The 24,567-nt window shown below is 34.8% G+C and carries 27 protein-coding genes; 7 read left to right on the forward strand and 20 right to left on the reverse strand.

The window, feature by feature from the left end; all coding sequences use genetic code 11:
* The 4 genes from BBI01_RS20295 to BBI01_RS20310 all read left to right on the forward strand — a co-directional run bounded on the left by BBI01_RS20295 (position 1) and on the right by BBI01_RS20310 (position 4,638).
* Positions 1-255 carry an acyl carrier protein gene (locus tag BBI01_RS20295; protein ID WP_065396464.1) on the forward strand — a complete coding sequence of 85 codons (255 nt, stop codon included), beginning with the start codon at positions 1-3 and terminating at the stop codon, positions 253-255.
* A gap of 103 nt (positions 256-358) precedes the next feature.
* Positions 359-1,243, forward strand: coding sequence for a lysophospholipid acyltransferase family protein (locus tag BBI01_RS20300; RefSeq protein WP_065396465.1), 885 nt, complete (start codon positions 359-361; stop codon positions 1,241-1,243).
* A gap of 176 nt (positions 1,244-1,419) precedes the next feature.
* Positions 1,420-2,937, forward strand: coding sequence for a phytoene desaturase family protein (locus BBI01_RS20305; RefSeq protein ID WP_065396466.1), 1,518 nt, complete (start codon positions 1,420-1,422; stop codon positions 2,935-2,937).
* Between the two features lie 9 nt (positions 2,938-2,946).
* The gene (locus tag BBI01_RS20310) at positions 2,947-4,638 is read left to right on the forward strand and encodes a C45 family autoproteolytic acyltransferase/hydrolase (protein WP_083190173.1); all 1,692 of its coding nucleotides are present in this window, start codon (positions 2,947-2,949) and stop codon (positions 4,636-4,638) included.
* 5 nt (positions 4,639-4,643) lie between these two features.
* On the opposite strand, the gene BBI01_RS20315 is transcribed toward BBI01_RS20310, so the two are convergent.
* From BBI01_RS20315 to BBI01_RS20365, 11 genes are all read right to left on the reverse strand, one after another.
* On the reverse strand, positions 4,644-5,816 hold the full coding sequence (locus BBI01_RS20315) for a DUF2062 domain-containing protein (RefSeq protein WP_065396467.1): 1,173 nt from the start codon (positions 5,814-5,816) through the stop codon (positions 4,644-4,646).
* 4 nt (positions 5,817-5,820) lie between these two features.
* The gene (locus tag BBI01_RS20320) at positions 5,821-6,297 is read right to left on the reverse strand and encodes a hypothetical protein (protein ID WP_065396468.1); all 477 of its coding nucleotides are present in this window, start codon (positions 6,295-6,297) and stop codon (positions 5,821-5,823) included.
* Positions 6,294-6,674, reverse strand: coding sequence for an ApeI family dehydratase (locus BBI01_RS20325; protein WP_065396469.1), 381 nt, complete (start codon positions 6,672-6,674; stop codon positions 6,294-6,296). The genes BBI01_RS20320 and BBI01_RS20325 overlap by 4 nt, the downstream gene beginning before the upstream one ends.
* Before the next feature lie 4 nt (positions 6,675-6,678).
* The gene (locus BBI01_RS20330) at positions 6,679-7,278 is read right to left on the reverse strand and encodes an outer membrane beta-barrel protein (RefSeq protein ID WP_065396470.1); all 600 of its coding nucleotides are present in this window, start codon (positions 7,276-7,278) and stop codon (positions 6,679-6,681) included.
* 7 nt (positions 7,279-7,285) lie between these two features.
* Positions 7,286-7,921 carry a flexirubin biosynthesis protein LolB2 gene (gene lolB2, locus BBI01_RS20335; protein WP_083190174.1) on the reverse strand — a complete coding sequence of 212 codons (636 nt, stop codon included), beginning with the start codon at positions 7,919-7,921 and terminating at the stop codon, positions 7,286-7,288.
* Positions 7,887-8,513 (reverse strand): flexirubin biosynthesis/transport protein LolA2, encoded by a 627-nt coding sequence (gene lolA2 / locus BBI01_RS20340; protein WP_065396471.1) that lies wholly within the window; start codon positions 8,511-8,513, stop codon positions 7,887-7,889. Before lolA2 ends, lolB2 begins: the two co-directional genes overlap by 35 nt.
* The gene (locus tag BBI01_RS20345) at positions 8,510-9,262 is read right to left on the reverse strand and encodes a polysaccharide deacetylase family protein (protein WP_065396472.1); all 753 of its coding nucleotides are present in this window, start codon (positions 9,260-9,262) and stop codon (positions 8,510-8,512) included. Before BBI01_RS20345 ends, lolA2 begins: the two co-directional genes overlap by 4 nt.
* 153 nt (positions 9,263-9,415) lie before the next feature.
* Positions 9,416-10,477: a beta-ketoacyl synthase N-terminal-like domain-containing protein gene (locus BBI01_RS20350; protein WP_065396473.1), complete on the reverse strand. Its 1,062-nt coding sequence runs from the start codon at positions 10,475-10,477 to the stop codon at positions 9,416-9,418.
* The gene (locus BBI01_RS20355) at positions 10,474-11,673 is read right to left on the reverse strand and encodes a beta-ketoacyl-[acyl-carrier-protein] synthase family protein (protein WP_065396474.1); all 1,200 of its coding nucleotides are present in this window, start codon (positions 11,671-11,673) and stop codon (positions 10,474-10,476) included. The genes BBI01_RS20350 and BBI01_RS20355 overlap by 4 nt, the downstream gene beginning before the upstream one ends.
* Before the next feature lie 77 nt (positions 11,674-11,750).
* Complete coding sequence (locus BBI01_RS20360; protein ID WP_065396475.1) at positions 11,751-12,008, reverse strand: phosphopantetheine-binding protein; 258 nt, start codon at positions 12,006-12,008, stop codon at positions 11,751-11,753.
* 89 nt (positions 12,009-12,097) lie between these two features.
* Positions 12,098-12,637 carry a 3-oxoacyl-ACP synthase gene (locus BBI01_RS20365; protein WP_065396476.1) on the reverse strand — a complete coding sequence of 180 codons (540 nt, stop codon included), beginning with the start codon at positions 12,635-12,637 and terminating at the stop codon, positions 12,098-12,100.
* Positions 12,638-12,806: 169 nt separating this feature from the next.
* Here BBI01_RS20365 and BBI01_RS20370 point away from each other — a divergent pair, with 169 nt between their 5' ends.
* Both BBI01_RS20370 and BBI01_RS20375 read left to right on the forward strand, forming a co-directional pair.
* Positions 12,807-13,004 (forward strand): hypothetical protein, encoded by a 198-nt coding sequence (locus BBI01_RS20370; RefSeq protein ID WP_123862192.1) that lies wholly within the window; start codon positions 12,807-12,809, stop codon positions 13,002-13,004.
* A 27-nt stretch (positions 13,005-13,031) separates the two neighbouring features.
* Positions 13,032-13,523: a hypothetical protein gene (locus BBI01_RS20375; protein WP_123862193.1), complete on the forward strand. Its 492-nt coding sequence runs from the start codon at positions 13,032-13,034 to the stop codon at positions 13,521-13,523.
* Positions 13,524-13,616: 93 nt separating this feature from the next.
* Here BBI01_RS20375 and BBI01_RS20380 read toward each other — a convergent pair whose 3' ends face one another.
* From BBI01_RS20380 to DarG, 6 genes are read right to left on the reverse strand one after another with little or no spacing between them, the layout of a single operon-like run.
* On the reverse strand, positions 13,617-14,768 hold the full coding sequence (locus tag BBI01_RS20380) for a beta-ketoacyl synthase N-terminal-like domain-containing protein (protein WP_065396479.1): 1,152 nt from the start codon (positions 14,766-14,768) through the stop codon (positions 13,617-13,619).
* A complete protein-coding gene (locus BBI01_RS20385; protein WP_065396480.1) occupies positions 14,765-15,208 on the reverse strand; it encodes an acyl-CoA thioesterase in 444 nt (147 codons plus the stop codon). Before BBI01_RS20385 ends, BBI01_RS20380 begins: the two co-directional genes overlap by 4 nt.
* Positions 15,183-16,451, reverse strand: coding sequence for an ABC transporter permease (locus BBI01_RS20390; RefSeq protein ID WP_065396481.1), 1,269 nt, complete (start codon positions 16,449-16,451; stop codon positions 15,183-15,185). The genes BBI01_RS20385 and BBI01_RS20390 overlap by 26 nt, the downstream gene beginning before the upstream one ends.
* Complete coding sequence (locus BBI01_RS20395; RefSeq protein ID WP_065396482.1) at positions 16,438-17,196, reverse strand: ABC transporter ATP-binding protein; 759 nt, start codon at positions 17,194-17,196, stop codon at positions 16,438-16,440. The genes BBI01_RS20390 and BBI01_RS20395 overlap by 14 nt, the downstream gene beginning before the upstream one ends.
* Before the next feature lies 1 nt (position 17,197).
* Positions 17,198-18,193 (reverse strand): BtrH-related acyltransferase DarH, encoded by a 996-nt coding sequence (gene darH / locus BBI01_RS20400; RefSeq protein ID WP_065396483.1) that lies wholly within the window; start codon positions 18,191-18,193, stop codon positions 17,198-17,200.
* 57 nt (positions 18,194-18,250) lie between these two features.
* Positions 18,251-18,655, reverse strand: a complete 405-nt coding sequence (gene DarG / locus BBI01_RS20405) for a flexirubin biosynthesis protein DarG (RefSeq protein ID WP_065396484.1) — start codon at positions 18,653-18,655, stop codon at positions 18,251-18,253.
* A 438-nt stretch (positions 18,656-19,093) separates the two neighbouring features.
* Between DarG and BBI01_RS20410 the strand changes: the two genes are divergently transcribed.
* Entirely contained in the window at positions 19,094-22,006 is a 2,913-nt protein-coding gene (locus tag BBI01_RS20410) for a M16 family metallopeptidase (protein ID WP_065396485.1), read from the forward strand.
* A 539-nt stretch (positions 22,007-22,545) separates the two neighbouring features.
* Here BBI01_RS20410 and BBI01_RS20415 read toward each other — a convergent pair.
* The 3 genes from BBI01_RS20415 to darB are packed head-to-tail and all read right to left on the reverse strand — an operon-like array spanning position 22,546 to position 24,566.
* Positions 22,546-22,989 carry a hotdog family protein gene (locus BBI01_RS20415; protein ID WP_065396486.1) on the reverse strand — a complete coding sequence of 148 codons (444 nt, stop codon included), beginning with the start codon at positions 22,987-22,989 and terminating at the stop codon, positions 22,546-22,548.
* Between the two features lie 6 nt (positions 22,990-22,995).
* Complete coding sequence (locus BBI01_RS20420; RefSeq protein WP_065396487.1) at positions 22,996-23,427, reverse strand: hotdog family protein; 432 nt, start codon at positions 23,425-23,427, stop codon at positions 22,996-22,998.
* Entirely contained in the window at positions 23,427-24,566 is a 1,140-nt protein-coding gene (gene darB, locus BBI01_RS20425; RefSeq protein WP_065396488.1) for a dialkylresorcinol biosynthesis protein DarB, read from the reverse strand. Before darB ends, BBI01_RS20420 begins: the two co-directional genes overlap by 1 nt.
* Position 24,567 lies beyond the last annotated feature (1 nt).

Below are 24,567 nucleotides of genomic sequence, written 5' to 3' on the forward strand. Positions count from 1 at the left end.
ATGGAAAGGGAAAAAATAGTTGCTATTGTTAATGATTTTCTTGTCAACGAATTTGAAGTTGATGGAGACGAAATCAGTAATGATGCCAACCTTAAAAATACATTAGGCTTAGACAGCTTAGACTATATCGATATGGTAGTGGTGATCGAATCTAATTTCGGAGTGAAATTAGGAGAAGCCGATTTCAAAAAAATGGTAACATTTGATGACTTCTACTCAACAATTGAAAATAAGATTGCTGAAAAAAACGCATAGTTATAAGTAATCTATATTCCTAAAATGTACCAATGTAACAATATTAGAGTATACTCAGAGATAGGGTTACATTGGTATACTGTTATAATGGTAAATTCTATTTATGAACAAGTGGAAAGGTAAATCTAAAGGGACCGTATCAGGATACAGAATATTCGTTTGGTGTATTAGAAATATCGGAATCAGAAGTTCATATTTCATTCTGTATTTTGTTGCTTCTTACTTTGTTCTGTTTCAGAAAAAAAGCAATCGATACATTCTTTATTATTTCCAAAAAAGACTGAACTACGGATATTGGAAAGCAAAGCGTTCCATCTTTAAAAGCTACTTTACTTTCGGAAAAGTTTTGATTGATAAAACTGCTATTTCTGCCGGTTTACGAGAAAAATATACCTATGAATTTGACGGTATTGAAAACCTCAGAAACCTTTTAGCAGCCAAAAAAGGCGGAGTTTTGATCAGTGCCCACATCGGTAACTTTGAAATTGCAGAACATTTCTTTGCAGACATAGATTTTGATTGCCAGATCAATCTGGTCACTACAGATCAGGAAGTGACAGTAATTAAGGAATATCTGGAAAGTGTTTCCGTAAAGAAAAGTAACATCAAATTCATTTATGTAAAAGAAGATCTGTCACATATCTTTGAGATCAATCAGGCATTGTCAAATAATGAACTGATATGTTTTACAGGTGACCGTTATTTTGAGGGATCAAAATATCTTGAAGCAGATTTGTTGGGGAAAAGTGCCAAATTTCCGGCAGGACCATTCCTTATTGCTTCCCGATTAGGTGTTCCGGTAGTTTACGTTTATGTAATGAAAGAAGATAACCTTCATTATCACTTATATGCAAGAGTCGCTCAGAATATCAAAAACAGAGATTCACAGGGACTTTTACAGTCTTATGTAGATAATCTTGAGACGATGGTAAAAAAATATCCGCTTCAATGGTTTAATTATTTTGATTTTTGGGATGATGTTGATTAATTTTTCTATTTTTATTCCCTAAAAACTAATAAAAACTCAAAACTATTGAGATTTTTGAAAATTTGAGATCATGAATTTGTATTGTCTGAATAAGACTTTTCCGTTTTTGAAGTACAAAATAACTCTGAATTCCCTAATTTCTCAATCTCTTTTTAACTTATAAAGCACGTTCTCCTTTGAAGAAAGAATATGACATACTTGTAATCGGTAGCGGATTGGGAGGTCTTGTTTCGGCTCTTATTTTGGCGAAAGAAGGTCTGAAGGTCTGTATATTGGAAAAAAACAATCAGTATGGCGGAAATCTACAGACTTTTTCAAGGGATAAACTCATTTTTGATACCGGGGTTCATTATCTGGGTGGGCTTTCAAAAGGACAAAACTTAAACCGTTTCTTCTCTTATCTGGAAATCATGGACGAACTTGAGCTTCAGAAAATGGATGAAGACGGGTTCGATAGAATTTCTTTCGGAGAAGATAACATCGAATATCCACACGCACAAGGATATGAAAATTTTGTAGAGCAGCTTATCAAATACTTTCCTGATGAAAAAGAAAATCTTGAAAACTACTGTGAAGAGATTCAATATGTGTGCAGCCAGTTTCCAAGATATAATGTTGTAGGAAAAGATCATTACAATGAAGAAATTCTGCATTTAAATACCAAAAGATTCATAGAATCCGTTACACAGAACAAAACCCTTCAGTCTGTTTTATTAGGTTCTAACTTTCTGTATGCCGGTGATTCGGAAAATGTTCCTTTTTACGTGCATGCATTAACGGTAAATTCCTATATTCAAAGTGCCTACAAATGTGTGAAAGGAGGAAGCCAGATTTCAAAATTATTGATTCGAAAGCTGCGTCAATATGGCGCAGAAGTGCATAAACATTCCGAGGTTTCTGAATTTATCTTTAATGAAAATAATAGCTTAGCTTCAGTAAAAACAGTTTCCGGAAAGGAATATTTTGCAAAACAGTTTATTTCAAATATTGAGATTCGTTCCACTATTAAGTTTATTGGTGAGGAAAGGTTGAAAAAGTCTTTTCTGAACAGGGTTTTAAGCTGGCAGCCGGTTTCATCCTGCTTTAGTGTCTACCTTGTGTTAAAACCTCATAGCTTTCCGAATTTTAATTATAATATTTATCATTACTCATCCGAAGAACAGGTTTGGAATGCATTCCGTTATAAAAAAGAAACCTGGCCCGAAACCTACATGCTTTCATCTACACAATCCACACAATATCCAGATTTTTCCGAAAGTCTGACAGCAATTTCCTATATGGATTTTGATGAGGTGAAGCAATGGGAGAATACATTCAATACAGTTGCTAATGAACACGAGAGAGGCGAATTGTATGAACAGTTTAAGCTAGAGAAGACAGAGAAGATGATTGAAGCTCTGGAAAAGAGAATTCCTAATCTTAGGCATGCCATTAAAAGGATCTACACCTCTTCCCCGCTGTCTTATCGTGATTATATAGGAGGTTTTGAAGGAAATATGTACGGTTACATGAAAAACTCGGATAATCCTCTTAAAACAATGGTTTCTCCCCGTACAAAAATTGATAATCTGTTTCTCACAGGTCAGTCTGTGAATATGCACGGAATTTTAGGGGTTACCATCGGAGCTTTTAATACCTGTGCTGAAATTATAGGAAAAGAAACTATTGATAGCCATTTGAGGAATATATTTTAATAACCCGAAGTGAAAAAAACTAATACTATTTACCAGTCTTTACAAAGACTTTTTCTGTCCGCTTTTTTTCTCTTTATCCTTCATTCATGTGGGGTTTCAAAATCTGTACACCATATTCCGGAAGTTAAACAATATGCTCTGGAAATCCCTCAAGTAAATAAGATCAATGATTCTACCTACAGCTATAACCAGAATTATCTTACTAAAAATAAACAACAGCTTTGGGAACTTTATATCAAAGGAAATCCTCTTCAATTAGGATATAATAACGGTGCGCTTACCCAAAAGCTGATGCAGGAACAGGAAGAAATCTTTTTCTCTAAAGTAGAAGGATTTGTGCCATCAAAGTTTAAACAAAACCTTTTAAGCAGCTTTTTAAAGTGGTACAACAGAAAAATGTATCTCAATGTAAGAGAAGATTATCAGGCAGAATTATATGGCTTATCACAATATTCATCTGATAAATATGACTTTATTGCCTCTAAATATCTAAGGAACCTTTATCTTCACGGCGCTCATGACATCGGGCATGCTTTGCAGGATCTAGCAATGGTAGGCTGTACTTCACTTGCCGTTTGGAATGAGAATACAGAAGACGGAGATCTGCTGATTGGAAGAAACTTTGACTTTTATGTAGGAGATGATTTCTCAAGAAATAAACTGGTGGAATTTGTACAGCCCGAGGACGGAATACCGTATATGTCTGTAAGCTGGGCAGGAATGATCGGCGTAGTTTCCGGGATGAATAAAGAAGGAATTACCGTAACAATCAATGCCGGAAAATCAAAAATTCCTTTAACAGCCAAAACACCTATTTCATTGGTGACAAGAGAAATTCTGCAATATGCCAGAACCATTGATGAAGCTATTGCTATTGCGAAAAAAAGAAGTGTTTTTGTTTCAGAATCTATCCTCGTAGGAAGTGCCAATGATAAAAATGCTGTGATCATTGAAGTTTCACCTAAAAATCTCGGAGTGTATAAAGTTCAGAATACGAGTAAAGTATTTTGTACCAATCATTTTCAGTCGGATGCTTATAAAGATGATGTGAGAAATCAGAAACACATTAAAGAAAGTCATTCTGCATACCGCTATGAAAAACTTCAGGAACTTTTACAGGAAGAGAAAAAGTTGAATCCAGAGAAAATGGCTGCTATTTTACGAGACAGATCAGGCTTAAAAGATAAAAGTATCGGTTATGGAAATGAAAAGGCTTTAAATCAGCTTTTAGCTCATCATGCAGTTATATTTTCACCCCAGAAAAGATTAGTTTGGGTTTCTTCCAATCCTTATCAATTGGGAGAATTTGTCTGCTATGATCTCAATGAAATATTTTCAGAGAAAGGTCTACAACATAATGATTTTTCAAAATCCCAACTGAATATTGCCAAAGATCCTTTTGTCGATTCACAGGACTTCAAAAACTATGAAGAATACAGAAAAGTAACCTTAAAGATCAATGATGCTATTGACAATAAAGAAACGCTTACAGATAGTTTCCTTACTCATTATCAGTCTTTAAATCCTGATTTTTGGAAAGTGTATTTTTTAGCCGGGAAATATTATTACCATCGAAAGGAGTTTTCAAAAGCTAAAATTCAATTTGAAAAAGCACTTACTAAAGAAATAACCACCGTTCCGGATCAAAAGACAATTGAAAAGTACCTGACTAAGACAAATAAAAAGACGGGAAAACTATAATTCTTTTAATTATTCTCCGGATTCAGTTTATTCAGAAAAAGAAAAGTAGTTACACCAGCCAAAGCAGATAATGTTGTACTTAGGATAAAGCTTCCGATTACATATTGAAGCAGGTTATTTTTGATCAGTTCAAAATTTAGATCCTGACTGAGAATATTGCTGTCTCCCTGTACAAATGGGGAACCCAAAAATAAAGATGCAGCAATGATAAAAGGAATAAAAGGAGGTAAGCTCACATTAGATGCGACAAAGGCAAGTACTTTATTCAGTTTAAAAAGAACAGATAAACTGATCACAAGTAAAGTTTGAAATCCCCAAAAAGGAGAAAGTCCTATAAATACTCCTAATGCAATGGAAAAAGCCTTTGTCCGGTTACTTCCGTCACTTTCCAATACATCTTCCTTTATGAACTTTTTAAAGCTTTTTTTTTTGAAATTATTCACGAAGTTTCTCGGAATAATGTAGAAAAGGGTAATGGTCACCAGAATTGTATTCAGAATACTGATTCTTGTAAAATCTTTGAACGGTCTGAAATGAGACACACGCTCAGCAGGATCATACAATACTTTTATAGGAACATTTTTTACAGGAATATGCCTCCATGCTGTTCTTACAATGATCTCAATTTCAAATTCAAATTTGGGAGTAAAATATTTCTTTGGAATTTTGTGTAAAGGATAAAGTCTGTAACCGGATTGTGTATCTTCCAGCTTGATTCCTGTTTCAAACCAAAACCAAAAATTAGAAAAACGATTTCCGAAACTGCTTTTCTTAGGAATACCGTCCTGAGACATATTTCTGTTTCCGATCAATAAAACATCATCATTTTCCTCAAGAAGAGCATTTACAAAAACAGGGATATCATCCGGGTAGTGTTGCCCGTCGGAATCAATGGTGATAGCATGATCGTATCCAAGTTCCTTTGCCTTTCTGAAGCCTGTTTTAAGCCCGTTTCCCTTTCCTTTATTCTCAGGTAAGGTAATAACAGTAATCTGAGGATATTGAGCAAGAATCTGCGGCGTAGAATCTGTAGATCCGTCATTGACCACAATAATACTTTCGGTATAGCTCAAAACACCGTCGATGACCCTCTTCAGGGTTTTCTCATTATTGTAAGTCGGAATTAAAATGCAGATTTTCTTTTCAGAAATTGCATTTTGTACTTCAGCAAGGGACATGGTTTTATTTTAAAGTGGCTCTTTCAGCCTCGGTAATAGTTTTAGACTGCATTGCAAACCTTTTGATGTAATTTTTTAAGGTTGCATTTTGTTTGCTGTAATGAGTCAGAAGAAATGCTTTATCATCTTTTAAGCTTCCTCTGTAACCTACAATTTTAGGAATATTTTCTTGAACACTTAGTCTGATTAATCTCAGTTCGGCGTTATTAGGATTACTTTTGATAATGCTCTCAAGGTTTGTAGCACCAGTTTTTACAAGGGCTTTTCTGTTTCCTTTTGAGATTTTAGCTTCCATTATTTTGGCAGCTGCTTTATATCCTGAAGTCACAGCATCAGAACCGGATTGCTTTTCCGCAACTTCAATGAAATTTGCTGTGTTGGCATTAGACTCGTTGGCTTTGGCATAGCTGTTTCTCAATGCTTCAAGATCAGACTGGAAGAAAAAAATGAATGCCGCTACAAATGATAGAATAAGTTTCATGATGGTATTTTTTTATAGCTTACAGACAATTTCAATGCAATAGTCTCGCCAAAGAATGTTGTATTTTTTACTTTAACATCTTCTTCATTTTCAGTGATATCCAATTGAAGTTTTAGATCCGGAGTCTCAAAAGGATTAATGATCGCCATGAATTTTACATTCGAAGCCGTTTTTAAAAATAATTTTGTACCCGTAAACTCTTCCGTCAGTTCTTTAATGATCTGCATCATACAAACGCCTGGAGTCACAGGGTTTCCTGGGAAATGTCCCTTGAAAATATCATGATCTTTATTAAGGTGAATATTTGCCGTAAAACTTCCGTTTTCAGCCTTTTCGTATGATGTTAACGTATAAAAATCTGTAAGAATAGTTTGCATGATCTTATTTTTTAAGATTAAATGTATAATACACTCCAAGCTGGAATGTTACATTGGTATGATCATTATTAATGTGTACAAAACCTTTTTTAATTCGGGCTTCCACACCAATATTTTTAGTAATATCATAGCCTGTACCAAATAACAATCCAAGATCGGCTTCTGTAGGAGTGTCAATATCTTTATGATCAGTTAAAAGCTCCAAAGTAGGACCGAAATGAATATTAAATTTATCAAAATAAAATTTATTCACTACAGCTGCTCCTACATAAGATAAAGTGACTGTTTTAGAAGATACTGTGGATTTTTGACTTTCAAATTTAGCCCCCTGGCGTGTATAATAGATTTCCGGCTGTAGAGCATAAAATTTTGCAAATCGGATGTTTGCTTGGAAACCTACATAAAAATCAACCTTTGATTTGATATCAAATGCGTTGCTTCCATAGTGATACCCCTGATTGTCATTATAATAAAAATAATCTTGTGCAGGTCCGTTAGATAAGTGTGAAATATTAGCACCTACTCTGATTCCCGGATTAAAAGTTACCTGTGCAAAAGATAATGTTGATAGTAATGCAAAAAGCAGGAAATATATTTTTTTCATGTGTAATTTATTCAGTTTCGGTTATTTGAAATAGTTTTATATTGATCTTAAAATCCTTGTGTTTTAAGTTTAAACTGTCCGCGAAGATATGCTTTTTTGCATCAAAAGTAAAATCGATTTTCTCTTTATTATTTTTAGTGTAAATAATCTGTTTTAGCAAATTATTCTCTTTGTTGAAGAATAAATAATAAGCTTTATTGTCAATCTTTGACAGATAGATTTTTGCATTGTCATTTTCAAAGCTTTCGCTGACAGGATATTGTCTTTTTAAAAGCTGTTGAAAATCGTTTTTCAGAAAATTGATGACAATTTTTTTATCAAGATCAGGAAGTACATAATTAAGTTTGAAATCATTATCCGAAACCTCAAAATCAATCAGTTTATTCCCAAAATCAGAAGTTAATGCAACACGATGAGTTGTTTCATTAAGTTTTTTGATGATCAAAATTCCGCTGACATGATTTTTATAAATATCCATCTGACATTTGTACACATAATCCTCAGAAGACGAAAAATAAAGATTCTCAACTGTTTTTTCAGTCGTTGAAACCCGTTTTACATAAGTAAGTTGATATGACTTACAGGAAACTGCAAGCAAAAGGATCAGACTATAAGTTAAATTCTGACGCAGGAATTGAAGCATTGATCTTTGTATTTTTGAAAACGATATTCGTAGTATCACCGGAAGCTTCCGTCATATTGACCTGAGAAACCGTAGATTGGCTTTTAGGGAAATATAGTTCAATCTGTTTGATATATTTCAGCAGTTGTGATGTTTTAGGAACAAACTTAGCTACATTAAAGTTTCCGTTTTTGAAATAGGTTACTGTGAATTCAGGATCATTGAACATGGTTCCGTTTGAGCTTCCTACAATTAGTTTATTGATCTTCTCAAATGTTTTGCTTTTAGCATCTACAGAAGATTTTTTACCCTGATCATTGATGTAGATTTTATTGCTTTTAAAAACAATGCTGTATTGATAAGGTTTGGTATATTTCCAGCTTAGCATATTAGGGGTCTGAAGAGACATTTTTCCGTGCGTTACAATGCTTTTATCTAGAAAATCCATTTTCTTGGTTTGAGTAAAATCACTTTGCAGGGTTTTGATCTCCTTGGTGTCTGCAGAAACTTTTGATACAAATGCTTTTGCTTCTGCTCCTGACATTGCTGTATTTTGAGCAAAAAAGAACCCGGAAATCAATAAAAATGCTCCTAAGGCAATATTTTTAATCATTTTTTTCTTGAATTTGTAATGGAATCAACGGTAAATGTTGAATACTTTTTATCCTCCAAAAATACTAATAAATCTACCAGTACACGATAAGTTTTTTCAGAGGTATCATGAAGGAGAATAATGCTTCCTTTTTTAAGGGTTTTCGTAATCCTTCTGAGGATCTTTTTTTCATCATCTATAACGGTATCCAGAGAACGGATATTCCATCCGATGCTTGTTTTATGAGTCTGCTTAATGGCTTTTGCAATACTCGGATTGGTAACTCCGAAAGGAGGTCTGTATAAATCTGTTTTGATATTTCCAATCTGTTTCATCACTTCATCACAGCTTTCAATCTCTTTGACCATTTTTGAAGTGGATAAAAAACCTGTGGCATTGGAATGTGAGAATGTATGATTTCCAATGGTATGTCCTTCCGCTATGATCCTTTGAAATGTTTCCGGATATTTTTCAATCTGTTTTCCAATACAGAAAAATGTAGCTTTTACCTGATGTTTTTGAAGTAAATCTAAAAATTGAGGAGTGAATTCTGTTGGACCATCATCAAAAGTCAGAGCTACCTCTTTGGTTTTTGTTCGTTTGTGAGTAATACTGTTAACAAAATATCCAAGTTCAATAGCAAATGATCCCCAAACGACAACGGCAGAAAAAGCAAGGAAACAAGCAATATACACCCACAGGCTTCCCTGAAACGCATAAATAAAAACGTTACAGAAAAGATAAAATAGGATGAATGAATAGTGATTCATTGCTGACTGTTTTTTATTGTTAAACTTCCTGAATGTATACCCATTTTGTCATTCTGAATATAGCGGAGCGAAATGAAGAATCTATCATATAAAAGCTGAGATTCTTCCTTCGTCAAAATGACAATAGCACTGTTTTTTATTACTACTCTTCAATTAAGCCTTTTCCAGTAATACCAAACTGTGATCATCACCGGCAAGATGATTGTAAAGAAGTACGTTTTTCACTTCTCCCTTTTGTATACCATTGATCATCATTACTTCCGGAATCTGCTGTTCCTTAAGGATGTGGCATGCGATAAAGGTAGAAAATCCGCTGGCTGTATTAAATTCACCGCTTAAATGTTTATAATACAATAACGCAGAATTAGGAAAAAGATTCATCGCTTTGGTATAGTAAGCATCAGAATCAGCATCACTGCTGAAGCCTAAAATCACAGCATCAATATGATTCACAGAAAGATTGTTTTTTGATAAAAACTCCTGAATAAATTCCTGTGTTTCGTTCAATTCTAATCGGTTGCTGATTTTAATGTCTGTAAGCTTTGCGTAAGAACTTTCTGTTTTGTCTTTTCCAACCACAAAAAAACTTGCTCCTTCACCCCAAATAACTCCATTGGTTTTGGAATTCAGATGGTCTGCCGGAAGATCGGTTTCTTTTTTAATAGTATTGTTCAGACAATAAAGTTCCATGGTTCTGTCGGTCTGCTCATCGGTAGATCCTACCAGAATATTTTCAGCTTCTCCGTCATTGATCTGAAGCTGGGCATCCAAAAATGAAAATTCCAGCGATGAAGAAGTATTAACGTAAGTGAAATTGTAGGCATGACACTGTAATCCAAGAGCAATCTGACCTGCCACAGTGTTATGAGTGGATTGAATGAAAAATGTAGGGGTTAAAAACTCTTCATGATTATCAATCACGTTTTTCAGAAACTTTTCAGAATCCTGAGAACAACCCATTCCGGTTCCCACAATAATGGCGTCCGGTTTTTCAATTCCAGCTTCTTTTAAAGCATAGTTTGATGCTACGGAACTCATTTTTACAGTTTTAGACATTCTCCTGATCATTGCCGGTGGAATGAATTCTTTGTAATTAGGCTCTATTGCTTTTATAATCTTTACCGTGTTTTGCGGGTTAAGATTTTGAAGAATATTTTCGTTTAAAGTGTCCTGAACAGAGATGCAGGCTGCACTGTTGATGTATACTGCACTCATGATTTTGAGAATATTAAAGTTGAACAGTTTCCTCCAAACCCGAATGAATTGGAAAGAACATGATTGATGTTTTTCTCTTTAAGCTGAGTAACAGGCGTTAAATCAAACTCTTCCATTTTTGTTTTAAAATTCAGATTCGGAAAGATAAGGCTGTGTTGCATGGCTAAGATTGAAAAAACAGCTTCAATTCCGGCAGCAGCAGCAAGTGTATGTCCTGTAAATGCCTTTGTAGAACTAAATTCAGGTACATTATTTTCCCCGAATATTCTGATCATGGCAATTCCCTCTGATAAATCATTGTTAGGCGTTGCTGTCCCATGAACATTGATATAGTCGATATTCTCTTTTTGTAGCCCTGAAATTTTCAGAGCTTGCTGCATTGCTAAAAATGCACCTTGTCCGTTTTCAGAAGAAGCGGTTTGATGATGGGCATCATTGGCATTTCCGTATCCGGAAAGGTAAGCTAATACCTTTTTATTTTCTTTTTTTACAACTTCCTCAGATTCAAGAACGAGAAAAGCGGCTGCTTCTCCAAGGTTCAGACCTTTTCGGTTGTTGTCAAAAGGAGTATTGTAAGAGTCTGTAAGAATCATCAGAGTATTGAATCCGTTCAACGTAAATTTTGAAAGCGAATCTGTTCCACCGACGATAACACGGTCTAAGACCCCGTTTTTAATTAATTTAGCTCCCATCATGATTGCATTGGCAGCAGATGAGCATGCTGTACTAATGGTAGAAACCATGCCTTTTAATCCCAGATAATCAGCAATAGCCAATGAAGAATTTCCGGCATCATGAGCATCAATGTACTTTTGCTTTTCAGGGAAGTTTTCGTAGGAGTAGAAATATTTTTCGGTAATATCCATTCCTCCGACGCTGGTAGAGGAAATAAAACCGGTTTTGTATTCGTTGATATTTGAAATTCCGGCACTTTCTACAGCTTCTTTTGCAGCGATCATTCCCAATAAGGATGTTCTTGTTACGTTGTTGTCTTCATTAAGCTGAAGTTTCTTTACAAGTTCTTCATTGGATAATTTTATCTCACCCGTCTTAATCGCTCCGGCATGACGGGTTTCAAACATCTGAATATCTGAAATACCGTGTTTTCCGGACTGTAATGAAATAAAATTTTCCTCCACATTGTTTCCGATGGAGGAAATGATGCCCATTCCTGTTATGGCAATTTTCTGGCTCATTAGTATGAATAATGTAACAATGTATCAATGTAACAGTATATCAATAAAGGATAAACTGTTACATTGTTGTATTAATTTTATTTTGTTCTGTTTTCTTCGATGAACTTAGCCATTACCTCAATAGACTGGAAAATTTCCTTTCCTTTTTTAGGATCAGCTAATTTAATTCCATATTCTTTATCAAGAAGAACGATAAGTTCTAAAGCATCAATAGAGTCAAGTCCTAATCCTCCTCCGAATAACGGATCCGTATCTTTGATTTCCTCTACAGAAACGTCTTCAAGGTTAAGTACTTCAATAATTTTGTGCTTCAATTCAGTTTTTAAGTTTTCCATAATTTAATTAAGTTTACCAATGTATCCATGTAAAAGTTTACGAATAGTTAAAATTGTTACATTTTTACGTGGTTATATTGTTACATTTATTACAAGGTTAGCAAATATACAAAAGCTTTATAATTTTCCTGATATAATTCAACCCAGCCGCATAATACTTTGTCTGCTTTTCCGGAATGAAGAATCTGCTCGGAATAATCATTTAAAAATTTTTCATCAAATTCATCCAAAACGAAAAAAGCATTCTCTGTCTGCATTTTATGTTTTATGCTGATTTCTCCTACACATATATTGGGAAGCGTATAGACAAAGACAGCAGGGCTCGGAAAGTAATTTTCCTGAGAATTGATGCTTTCCTGATATTTAAAATCAGTATCCAGGCTGGATGATTTGTTGGCAAAAACTAATGCTGTTCTGCTGTGGTCTTCGTCTTTCAATAGCATTTCGGTAGCAAGAAAAGCTAATTTGCTTAAATTATCCATTTTGTGAAACTTAGGATAATTCAGTTCCATGGTTTTATAAGCATCCTTTGCGAATTCCAGGAATGTATGGTTCTGACTTTCAAAAATAATTTCTCCGTCAACGGTTATTTTTGAATGTTCTAGGGTACAGGTGTTTGTTTTCTTCATTAATAGCAGATCTGCTGTTTTTTAGCAGATTTTTTATTTTTCACAAATATAAAATAATTTGAAATGATAGCTAATGGTTAATTTTTTTGAATGATGATTTATAGTTTCTATTGAATACCGTTTTGTGTATGGGGATTATTTTGGTTCTACTGAAATATATGTACTAGTTTTGAATGACAGAAATGATATTAGAGGAAGCACTGCTGGATTAGCATATATTTTGGATAAATATAATACAGGTATTAGTTTAGCAAAAGTTGATAGTAATGGAAACTTAACGAAAGTGAATGTTACTAAAGATAATATTACAGTTCCTGGTGGAGATGGTACATCTAAACAGGGAGTCAAAATTACAGGGTGCCCATAATTACTAACAAGAATAAATTATAATATAATGAAATCTATTTTTAAAATAATATTTGCTTCATTTTTTTTAATGATACTTCAGTTTTGCAATGCACAACAAACCGAATATTCAAGAACTTATAATCGATTTAGTCCAGAATTACAGGATGTTGCTAACAATAAGACAAAATTTAATAATCAAAAATTTAAAGATTTTTATAAAAGTCTCGGAGATAGAGGTTTGGAGATAAAGATGTTCTCTTATGATGCTAAAGAGTTTAATAGTAAAGATAATTATATTTTGAAACTTTACTTTATGGATAATAAAAGTAGAAGCTATGCGAATGATAATCATTATCAATTTCCAATGATTAAAATAACATTTAAAGAAAAGATGCCTCAAGAAGTAGAACCTCTTACCAAGCAGTATCATGGAGAATGGAATAATGTAGTAGCTAAATTTTTCTCCAATATGGAAATTGAAAAAATAGAATTTTATGGTATCAACGGATTTAATAGCACAGATAGAAGAGTTAGGTAATAGAAAATAAGGCTTTTATGGCAAGATGAAATCCTGAGAGAACAAAACAGTAATAATAAAAAATAAGACTCCAAAATTCTTGGAGTCTTTATATTATATCATCTTTTCCAAAACAATAGCCGCATTACAACCACCAAAGCCAGAAGCTGTTTTCAGGATATACCTGATAGTTGATGTCTGATAATCTCTAATAACATTCAAAGGTTGGGAAACTCCCATTTCCTCAAAGTTTTTGGATGGAATTAATGTGCTGTGAAGAGCACTTTCCATAGAAATAATGCTTTCCAGTAATCCTGCTGCGCCAAGACAATGACCATAGAAGCCTTTCATGCTGTTCAAAGGAATATTTTGAAGTTCCATTCTGCTGAAAGCAATGCTTTCCATCTCATCATTGTATAATGTAGCCGTTCCGTGAGCTGAAATAAAATCTATCTGTTCTGAAGTAATATTGGCTTCAATCATAGCATTTTTGATACTTCCGTACAAACCGTCTCCGGTTCTTGAAGGTCCGGAAATATGATTGGCATCATTGATGGCAGAATCCCCAAGCACTCTAAACTTTATCTTTTCATTTTCGGAAGACTCGGAAGTTATGTAAGCTGCTGCTGCTGCTTCACCAATGTTGATTCCACTTCGGTTTTTATCATAAGGTTTACAAGGCTCAGAACCTATTGCCTGAAATGAATTGAAGCCGGAAATCACAAATTCCGAAATTTCATCGCCTGCAATTACAAAAGCGTCTTTATATTTCCCTGCCTGGATCATATTTTTAGCCACAGCAATTGCTATAACTCCTGAAACACAAGCATTAGAAACTACGATAGGTTTTGTAGTAAATCCGAAAAAATCTGCAATTTTCTGTGCTAATTTTGAAAGATAAGCGCCTTCAGGTAATTCAGTCTGATTTTTTAATAAGCTGACATTCCCTTTCGTTGTAGAAAGGATAAAAGCCGTTTTTTCAGTTACAGAATGTTTTTCGATGATAGGTTTAAGACTTAAAAGTAACATCTTTTCCAGTCTTGTGAATTCCTGGCTGTCAGTTATTTCAGAATCAAAAACTGTGGTGAATTCTTTATTCAGTTTTTCAGAATCAATCATAGAAGCATGAAAAGCATCCTGATTTTCTATAACCTTATGCAAAGCAACTCCTGACTTTCCTTCCAGAATAGCATTCCAGTTAGATTCAACATTAAATCCCAGCGGAGTTACACAATTATAGTCTGTGATATAAATTTGCTTTCTCATGATAGTCCCATTTTATCTTTCCATGCCTGAAAAAAGTCCGGATTATATAAACATAAGCTTCCATTACTGTCCAGGAATACCTGAATAGTTTCTCCACTGCACACCAATTTATCTTCCTGATTGAAAATCTCATATTTATAGATCAGTTTAGCAGAGACAGAATTGATGTAAGTGGTTACAATCCTGAAAGTTTCTCCATATTTTAAAGGAAGAAAATGTTCACAGGTGCTTTTTACAATAGGCGTTACAAATCCTGCATTCTGAATGTCAAGATAAGTTAGCCCATGCTGACGCCCGAAAGCTTCTCTTCCGTCTTCAAAATAAACGATGTAATGTCCATGCCAGACAATTCCCAATGGATCTGTCTCGTTAAATCTTACCCTTACTTCTTCAGTGCAGGTTAATATATTTTCGTTAGACTGCATTTTGTTTTCTTTCATAAAAAATGGAAATTGCCACCGTTGCAAGGTAAAATAAAAACAGGAATATCAGTTCTTTGGCAATACCTCCGATTCCGCTGTTTCTTAAAATAATATCATAATAAGCATTCAATCCCCAGTTCATAGGAGAGAATTTGGCTACCGTCTGCATGAATTCCGGCATTAAGAATACAGGAACCCAGATTCCGCCGATAGCTGCTAAAACCACAACCGATGTTGCCCCAAAAGGCGCTGATTGTTCCTGAGTGTCTGCAATTGTTCCTAATAATACTCCAAAACCGATTGCCGCAAGTCCCGCAAATAAAGTTACAGTAACCAGTTGGAACATTTTTCCGGATACATCAAATGCAGGAAGATCCATATAAGGGAAAAGGTAAATTCCTACCGCAACCATCAGTAAAAACTGAATGATGCAAATAATAAGATAGGTAAATGTTTTTCCTAAAATATGCACAAAATAAGGGGTAGGGCTTATTCTAGCTCTTACGCTTGTCCCCTGACTTTTTTCCTTTACAAGATTTATGGATAATGGAACTACAATGAAAAAGATTGCAAAAAGCGTCCATGCAGGTACATTATGCTGAACAGAATTCGGCATCACATCCATTTCTCCCTTTTTAGGGGTGATTTCTTTAAAGCTGATCAGATTTTTATTTTCATCAAGATTTTCAGTTGTTCCAAGCTGATCCTGGAATGCTTTATAAATCTTTTTGTTTTCAATCTCAAAAACCATTTTGTTGACAGAATTCATGACAGAGTTTTTGAATCCTGCATTCGTAGCCGGGTCAAAATATAAATGAATTTCTTTGGCTTTTGGAGCTTCGATTTTTGTCTTTATAGAATCATTTTCCAGTCCGAATGAACTTACAATCGTCTGAACTTTAGAATCAATATTTGAATTTAAATCCTTTGTTAGATTTTCAGGAATAACGATTGCCATCTGATAATCTCCGGAAAATACGGCATCTTGTGCAGATTTTTCATTGAAATTGGTCAATAGCTGGAAGGTTTTGCTGTTTTCAAGCTCCCCCTTTATATTTTTTGAGACCTCAGATTTATCATTATCAATAAAAATGATCGGGATTTTTGATCCTTCAAGGTTTTTAAAGGTAGAATCCTGAATCAGAGTAATGGTTACAATCAATAGCAACGGCATTACAAAAATGATTACAATTCCTCCGATATCTCTTTTCAACAGAAGAATTTCCTTAATAAAGCTTCTCCAGAGTTTATACAACAACATCTCTTAATTCTTTTCCGGTTAATGAAATGAAAACATCTTCAAGGTTTTCTGCATTGGCAAACTGTGAAACAAGCTCTTCCGGAGTTCCTACAGCATGAATCTTTCCATGATCGATGATCGCAATCTTGGTACAGAATTCTTCAGCTTCCGAAAGATGGTGAGAAGTATAAATAATACAGGTTCCCTGTTTATTTAAATCCTGAAGATAATCAATAATTGCTTTTTTAGACTGAACATCTACTCCTACCGTTGGTTCATCCAAAAAGAGAACCTTAGGATTGTGAAGTGTTCCGGCGATAAGGTTACAACGGCGCTTCATCCCTCCGGAAAACTGTCCTACCTGTTTATTGGCAAATTTTGACAGCCCCATGATCTCCAACGATTCATCAATGGCTTTGGTAAGCTGTTTATGCTTTAATCCGTACAGACTTCCGAAAAACATTAAATTTTCCTTTGCTGTAAGAGTAGGGTAGAGCGCATATTCCTGAGGAACAATTCCAATGATTTGTCTTATTTTGAAACCATCTTTTTGTGGGGAAAGCCCATCAATAGTAAACTGTCCTGATGTTGGTTTAATTAATCCCGAAAGCATGGAAATCAAAGTTGTTTTTCCAGCTCCGTTAGGACCAAGAATTCCATAGATTTCGTTTTTATTGATATTCAAAGAGATATCATTTACAGAAAACTCGTCAGAATTTTTGTATTTTTTATATAGATTTTTGATCTCAATCATATTCTCTGCCATATCAGATCGCTTTTCTCAGTTTTTTATAGAAAGCTTCTTCTAAATCTGCGATATGAAGCATTGTTTTTGATAATTCATTATAAATATTGCTCTTCGAGTTTCTGTTTTTATACACTCTGGCAATATCCACGGCAAAGTCTCTCCAAAGGTCTCCAATAGAAGTGATTTCCCTTGATAATTCTTTTAACTCATCGTTTTTAAGGATAACGGCTGCTTCCTGAAGAAAAGCTCCATAAATAAATCTGAAGCCACCACCTCCGGTCCCGATTTCCTCCTGCATTCTGATCAGCTGCCCAAGATAATGATTGGTAACTTTTGTACCTTTCTTTTCTGCCCATTTCGGGATACTTTTTGCTACCCATCGCATTGCTTTTACTCCGATAAGTGGAACGGGAGCCAGCATATTTTTACAAGTGTCTTTGATTCCTTTTTTAATAGCCTCTTCCAAATGAATATTTTCAGGAATATAGATAGGGTAGTACATATGTCCTTTGGGAGGAAGTGCACCCTTGGCATATCTTACTTTTTCCAATTCAGCTTCTGAAAGGGAAGTGGTATAATCCATTACCGGATCACTGATCAGGAATTTTCCGTCTTCTTTACCGTATACTACAAGGTTATGAGCATTGAAGTGGAATTTATATTCTTCAGGGAAATAAGTAAGGTTGAAAACGCCTACCTGAAGCCCTGTAGGTATATTTTGTTCTAAATTTCTTTCTAATGCCTTCTGAGCATCCTGAGGGTTTGAGAATTTTTCTCTTTTTATTTTAATTCCTAATCTTTTTGCTGCTTTACTAAAGATTGCACCCGGCATCGGACGATAGCTGAAGCCCGGAGCAAAGTTTACCTTTAAAAAAGGCAGATAGACAAAAAACAATCCTGAACCGATCCCGAAGATCATAGGTTCACTGAGTTTCAGTCCTCTGTTAAGAAGTAGATTAGAAGCAACACCGTTTTCGCAATGCGCAGTCTGATGGTGTTCAAAATTTAATTTCATTGGTAGCTTATATCTTTTTCATTGGTTAAATGGAATAGAGCATAGTGCTCATTTCATTTATTTCCCATCGAAGTTTTTTAATTCATTGACTGAAATTCCGAATGCGTCGGCATATTTTTTCAGTGCGGTTTCGCTTAGTGTTTTAAATACTTTGGGTTTAAAGTGTCTTTTTACCCTCCACTGCCACATTCCTACGTAAGAGGAAAGTACCCCAAGGTCCATTTTATTCAGTTCCATAAAATAAACGATCGGGCTTACGATATTATTGGCAACATTTTGTTTTGCTTCATCTATTCTTTCATGAATAAGTTCCATGGATTCGTCCAGAGCAGCTTTTTTTGCATCCCAGCCTGTACTATTTGCTGTTGTATAATTATCATTCTCATCTGTTACGTACAACACTTCTGTCATGTTGGCGGATTTCAGATTGCTTTCGTCTTGAGGTAGGTCTTGTTTTTTCATCTAAATAATGTTTAATTTTTTTTAGATTCCAGATGAAAAATAGTTCACCTGTTTTGATTCTTTTAATCAGTTGGCTAAAATAGTGAAAATACACAATATGAAAATTACACTAAGCCAGACGATGGTATTGCTGTGAAACTGAGCCTGTATAAGGATTAGTGTCGAAAGGTACATGTATAAGCTATTGCAGTTTTTTTACCATTTAAAAGCGTTACTCCTTAATTTTATTTAGTTTAATCAAGCTGGAGATGATTCTAGAAATTTCATTTTTGTGGTTTTAGATATTAATGTGTTTAACTAATCAGAGATATTGGAATCATAAAAACACCGTTAGTAATTATTATTAATGTTTGTACTGGCTATATGTAACAACTATGCTCTATCATACTACTAATGGATAAATATTGGATAGAAAAAAATAACTATTAAATAACAACTATGAAGAAGTTTTTTATTTCTGTTTCGCTTTTCTGCATGCTAAGTGCAATGGCTCAGAAATTCGATACACAAAAGCTGACGGATGCTCAAGGTTACACTTATGAAACGGTAAAGAATGATAATGCCGGAGTAAGAGTTTATACTTTGAAAAACGGATTAAAGGTATATCTTGCAAAAAATGAGGATGCACCAAGAATTCAAACTTATATTCCTGTGAGAACGGGATCTAATAATGATCCAAGTGACAATACAGGGCTGGCTCACTATTTAGAGCATATGGTTTTCAAGGGAACTTCTCATTTGGGAACTCAGGATTGGGCAAAGGAAAAAGCTTTGTTACAGCAGATCTCTGATCTTTATGAACAACATAAGGCAGAAAAAGATCCTGCAAAGAAAAGAGAACTTTATAAAAAGATTGATGAGGTTTCTCAGGAAGCATCAAAATATGCAATCGCCAATGAATATGATAAAGCTATCTCTTCATTAGGAGCTACTGGAACAAATGCCCATACCTGGTTGGATGAAACAGTTTACAAAAATAATATTCCTGCTAATGAGCTTGAAAAATGGCTGAAAGTAGAAAAAGAGCGTTTTTCAGAATTGGTACTTCGTCTTTTCCACACAGAATTAGAAGCGGTATATGAAGAGTACAACAGAGCGCAGGATAACGACGGACGTCTTGTAAACTACGCTTTGATGGAAGCTCTTTTCCCAAAACACCCGAACGGACAACAAACAACTATCGGTACTTCTGAACACTTAAAGAGTCCTTCAATGGTGGCTATTCATAAGTATTTCGATACCTATTATGTGCCTAATAATATGGCTGTAGTATTGGTTGGTGATCTTGATTATGATAAAACTATAAAATTAGTTGATCATTATTTCGGTGCTTTCAAGTATAAGGAACTTCCGATGAAAAAGATGGTTTCCGAAGAGCCAATGACTCAAATTGTTTCCAGAACAGTAAAAAGTCCTTCTAATGCAAGAATGACAATGGCGTGGAGAACGGATTCTTACGGAAGTCAGGAAGCAAGATTAGCCGATGTTGTTGCTGAAATTTTAAGTAACAGAGGTGATGCGGGATTAATTGACCTTAATATTAATCAAAAGCAGAAAACTTTAGGTGCCGGAGCTTACGAATCTCCATTTAAAACATATGGTTACTTTGGATTAGTTGTAACGCCTAAAGAAGGTCAGAGCTTCGATGAGGCTAAAAAACTATTACTGGACCAGATTGAGCTTGTTAAAAAAGGACAATTCCCGGATTGGATGCTGAAAGCTATCGTAAATGATAAGAGAGTTCAGCGTATGAAAGGTCTTGAAACTGCTGACGGTCTTGCGACAGAACTTTATGATTCTTATATCAAAGGAAGAACATGGGAGCAGGAGCTGGATGAAATCAATCAATATGAAAAAATCACTAAAGCTGATGTTGTAAAGTTTGCGAATGATTTCTTTAAGGATAACTATGTAGTGGTTTATAAAGAGAAAGGTGTAAATGATAAATTGGTAAGAGTAGAAAACCCAGGAATTACTCCTATTAAACTGAACAAAGAAGCACAATCTCCTTTCCTTAAAGATATTTTAAATACAAAGGTTACAGAGAGCAAACCAGAGTTTATAGATTATAAAACGGCTATTCAGACTTCACAGGTAAAAGATAAAACGGTAAGTTTTGTAAAGAATAAATACAATGAGATTGCTCAGGTAAGTTATATTTTCCCTTTCGGAACAGATAATGATAAGGAGCTTTCTTTAGCAGGAACTGTTTTTGAATACCTTGGAACAGATAAATATACACCGGAGCAACTGAAAGAGGAATTCTTTAAATTAGGAATTACATACAGTTTCAGAACATCCAACGATCAGACAGTGATCACGTTATCTGGACTTGAAAGCAATATGAAGAAGGGAGCAGAGCTTATGAATCATTGGATGACGAATGTAAAAGCTGATAAAACGATCTACAGCCAAACTGTTAAAACGATCCTTGAAGCAAGAGATGCTGCCAAGAGAGATAAAGTGAGAATTATGGGTGCTCTTTCCAACTATGCAAAATATGGAAAAGACTCAAGGCTGACAGATGTTATTTCTAAAGCTCGTCTAGAAAGTATTGATGCTACAGAACTGATGAAAAAGGTAAAAACACTGAACCAATATCCTTACCAGGTATTCCTTTACGGACAGGATCAGGCTGGTATGGAAAAAGCAGTAAAACCTTATATCACAAGTACAAGCCTTCAGCCCGCAAAAGCTAAAGAATATGCAGAACCGGCTACAACAGGAAAGGTATATTTTGCGAACTACGACATGGTACAAATGGAAATGGCGAAAGTAGCAAAAGCAAGCCCTGTAAACCTTAGTAACTTTGGAAAATCAACTGTTTTCAATGAATACTTCGGAAGAGGTTTGTCTTCTATTGTTTTCCAGGAGATCAGAGAAAGTAAGTCATTGGCGTATTCTGCTTATGTTTCTTATGCTAATGCTTCGGAAAAAGGGCATGCAAACTATATCACCAATTACATAGGAACACAGGCAAATAAACTTCCTCTTGCTGTAAATGCAATGAACGAGTTGATGGCTGAATTACCACAAATTCCAACACAGTTTGAAAATGCAAGAGGTTCTGCATTAAAGCAGATTGCTTCCAACAGAATTAACAGAACGAATATTTTCTTCAGTCAGTTAGCGTTGAAAAAACTAGGCGTTGATTACGATGTGAGAAAAGATACTTATGCTGAAATTCAAGGGTTGACATTACCTCAACTGACAGGATTCTATAATACGGAGATCAAACCGGTAAAATACAATACGGCAATCATTGGTAAAAAAGAAAATCTGAATATGGAATCTATCAACAAAATGGGTGAATTCCAGGAAGTATCTCTTGAAGAGATCTTTGGATACTAATTTTTTTTAATTTTAATAATAGGTAAAGTGGAGCAGAAATGTTCCACTTTTTGTTTGAAATAGGGCTTTTGATGATAATTGTCATTTCATCTTTATGTGGAATGTTTCACGTGAAATATTCTGTTATTTAAACGCAAATTTCACGAATATTTACAAGAATCTTTGATGAATTCTTTTATAACGCAAGAGTTCGCAAAAGGATTATAAAATACGGATATTTCCGATCGCAAGGGCGCTTCACTCAGCAAGGGAATATCTTTGATTGGTGTGTGTAATTCAATAGAGGTGGGCTTTAGCCCGCCTAAATAAAGAATAGAAGTTCATTTGGCTTTAGCCAAAACCTAACAAAACAACAAGTCTCTAAGTAACAATAGATAGCAATCTTTGCTGAGTGAAATGCCTTTGCGAACTTTAAAATAATAAGAATAAAAAATTTCTCTTGCGATCACCGTGTTAAATAATAGAAATTCCCAATAATCTATGTAATCATAAAAAAAGCTGCACAAAATGTGCAGCTTTTATAGTTTTTTTCTTTCTTTTTACGATTTTACCTCCTGAATAAACAGGTTGATTTCTGCTCGGATCAACAATTCATTATTATTGAATGTCTCACAGAAAATGTGGCAGATATTTTCAAACTGGGAAATCAGGGATGCTTTTGAAATGATTTTATCATTTACTTTTGGAAGTCCGAAAATTTCAATTTTTTTGATATTGGTAATAAAACCTATTACCTTGGTATCTGCTTCGGGATTTTCAAAAAAGCTTTGTCCAAGGATGGATGAACAGGTTTGGGCAAGGTTTTCAATTAAGCCCGCTTCAACGAATTCATTGTTGTGAACAAATACATTATCTTCTTTTATTTCAAAGGAAGTCACTACTTTTTCCTTGGTCAGTTCCAGTATATAGTCTGCCATGAGCATCGGTTCACGATGAGGTAAAAAGTTGTGAATATTAATGATATTTTCTTCCTTGATTTCCATTACAAGTTATTTTACAGCAGTTTTCATTTGAGATTTTGCAATCACTTCACCATTTAATTTGGTAACAATGTCTACAAGTGTTACTCCCATTACTTCATTGAGGATAGTTACCTCAGATTTCAGTTGATCTCCAACTTTAGGTAATACCTCGGCTTCAAAAGATTTAATCGCTCCGATATATCCTGTTGGTGCATCTTTTCCAAGCAAGTGATATTTATATCCTGTATGGAGCGCTACACTTTGAGCCTGATGCTCGATCAGACCTGAAGCTTGGAAAAATCCGTCCTGAACAAAAAGGTTCTCTTCTTTTATTTCGAATCCGGAAATCAGATGGTTTTCTGAGTATTCCGATAGTTCGTGTACCATTATAAACGGAGCACGTTGCGGAATAAGACTTTGTACAAAATCTGTATCGGATGTTGGCAGTCTGTTTTCCATTAGCAAACCGTTAATAAAGAACAAGAATAAGCGAATCTTCCACTTTCAGGAACACAAAGAAGTACTTTTTCTCCTTTTTTCAATGTACCTGAATTCATTAGCTCCTCTAATGCTACGAAGATAGATCCTGCACCAATGTTTCCAATGCTTGAAAGATTGTAGAACCACTTTTCAGCAGGGAAATCCATTCCTTTTTTAGCAAATTCTTCTTTTAAACCATCTTTGAAATATCCTGAAGAGATATGAGCCAATACATGGTCGATTTTTTCAGGATCCAAATTATGTTTATCAAAAGATGCTCTTAAACTTTCTGCACCCTTTACAAGAATATACTTATCAAGGATTTTAGTATCCTGTTTAATCGCAAAAATAGAATCCTTCAACCATGAATCTGATGGATAATCTGCCCATGATTTTAGGCTTCCGTCTTCCTGCTTTTCACATCCTGCATACATACATGCCTCAATCTCGTGAGCATAAGAATAGAAATCTATAAATTCTACCTTTAAAGATATACTGTTTTCTCTTGGTTTATTTTGTAATAGGAAAGCACCTGCTCCATCAGAGAGCATCCATCTAAGGAATTCTCTTTTGAAAGCAATGATTGGTCTTTCTTCCAATAATTTTAAATTCTCCGCTTCGTGGTTGAATTTATCAGCAGTCATCCATGCAGACATTCTTTCGGAACCTGCACATACCGCACTTTCCTGTACACCGGCTTTTACTGAAAGGAATCCGTAGTTCAGCGCATTCATCCCAGAGTTGCAAAGCCCGGTTGCTGTATTGATTTCAATGGATTTCCCGATGTTCAGTTCACCATGAACCATAGAAGCATGTGAAGGTTGGATTTGATCCGGAGAAGTAGTTCCTACGGATAATAATTTCATATCCTCCTTTTTGAAATTGTCATCAAAAAGACCTTCGATAGCTTTTGCTGTAAGCTGTGCATTGGAATGTGTAGGGTTTCCTTCCTTATCTAAAGCATAATATCTTGTGGTGATTTTATTATTTCTTAAAATAAGTGATCTAGCTTTAGAAGGTGCGTCATTGATTAGCCCAAGATATTTCTCCATCTCATCATTCGATACCGGTTCATTGGGTAAATATTTTGATGCCTTTGTTATAAATACGTCGTACATT

The sequence above is a fragment of the Chryseobacterium artocarpi genome, from assembly GCF_001684975.1.
GTDB lineage: Bacteria > Bacteroidota > Bacteroidia > Flavobacteriales > Weeksellaceae > Chryseobacterium > Chryseobacterium artocarpi.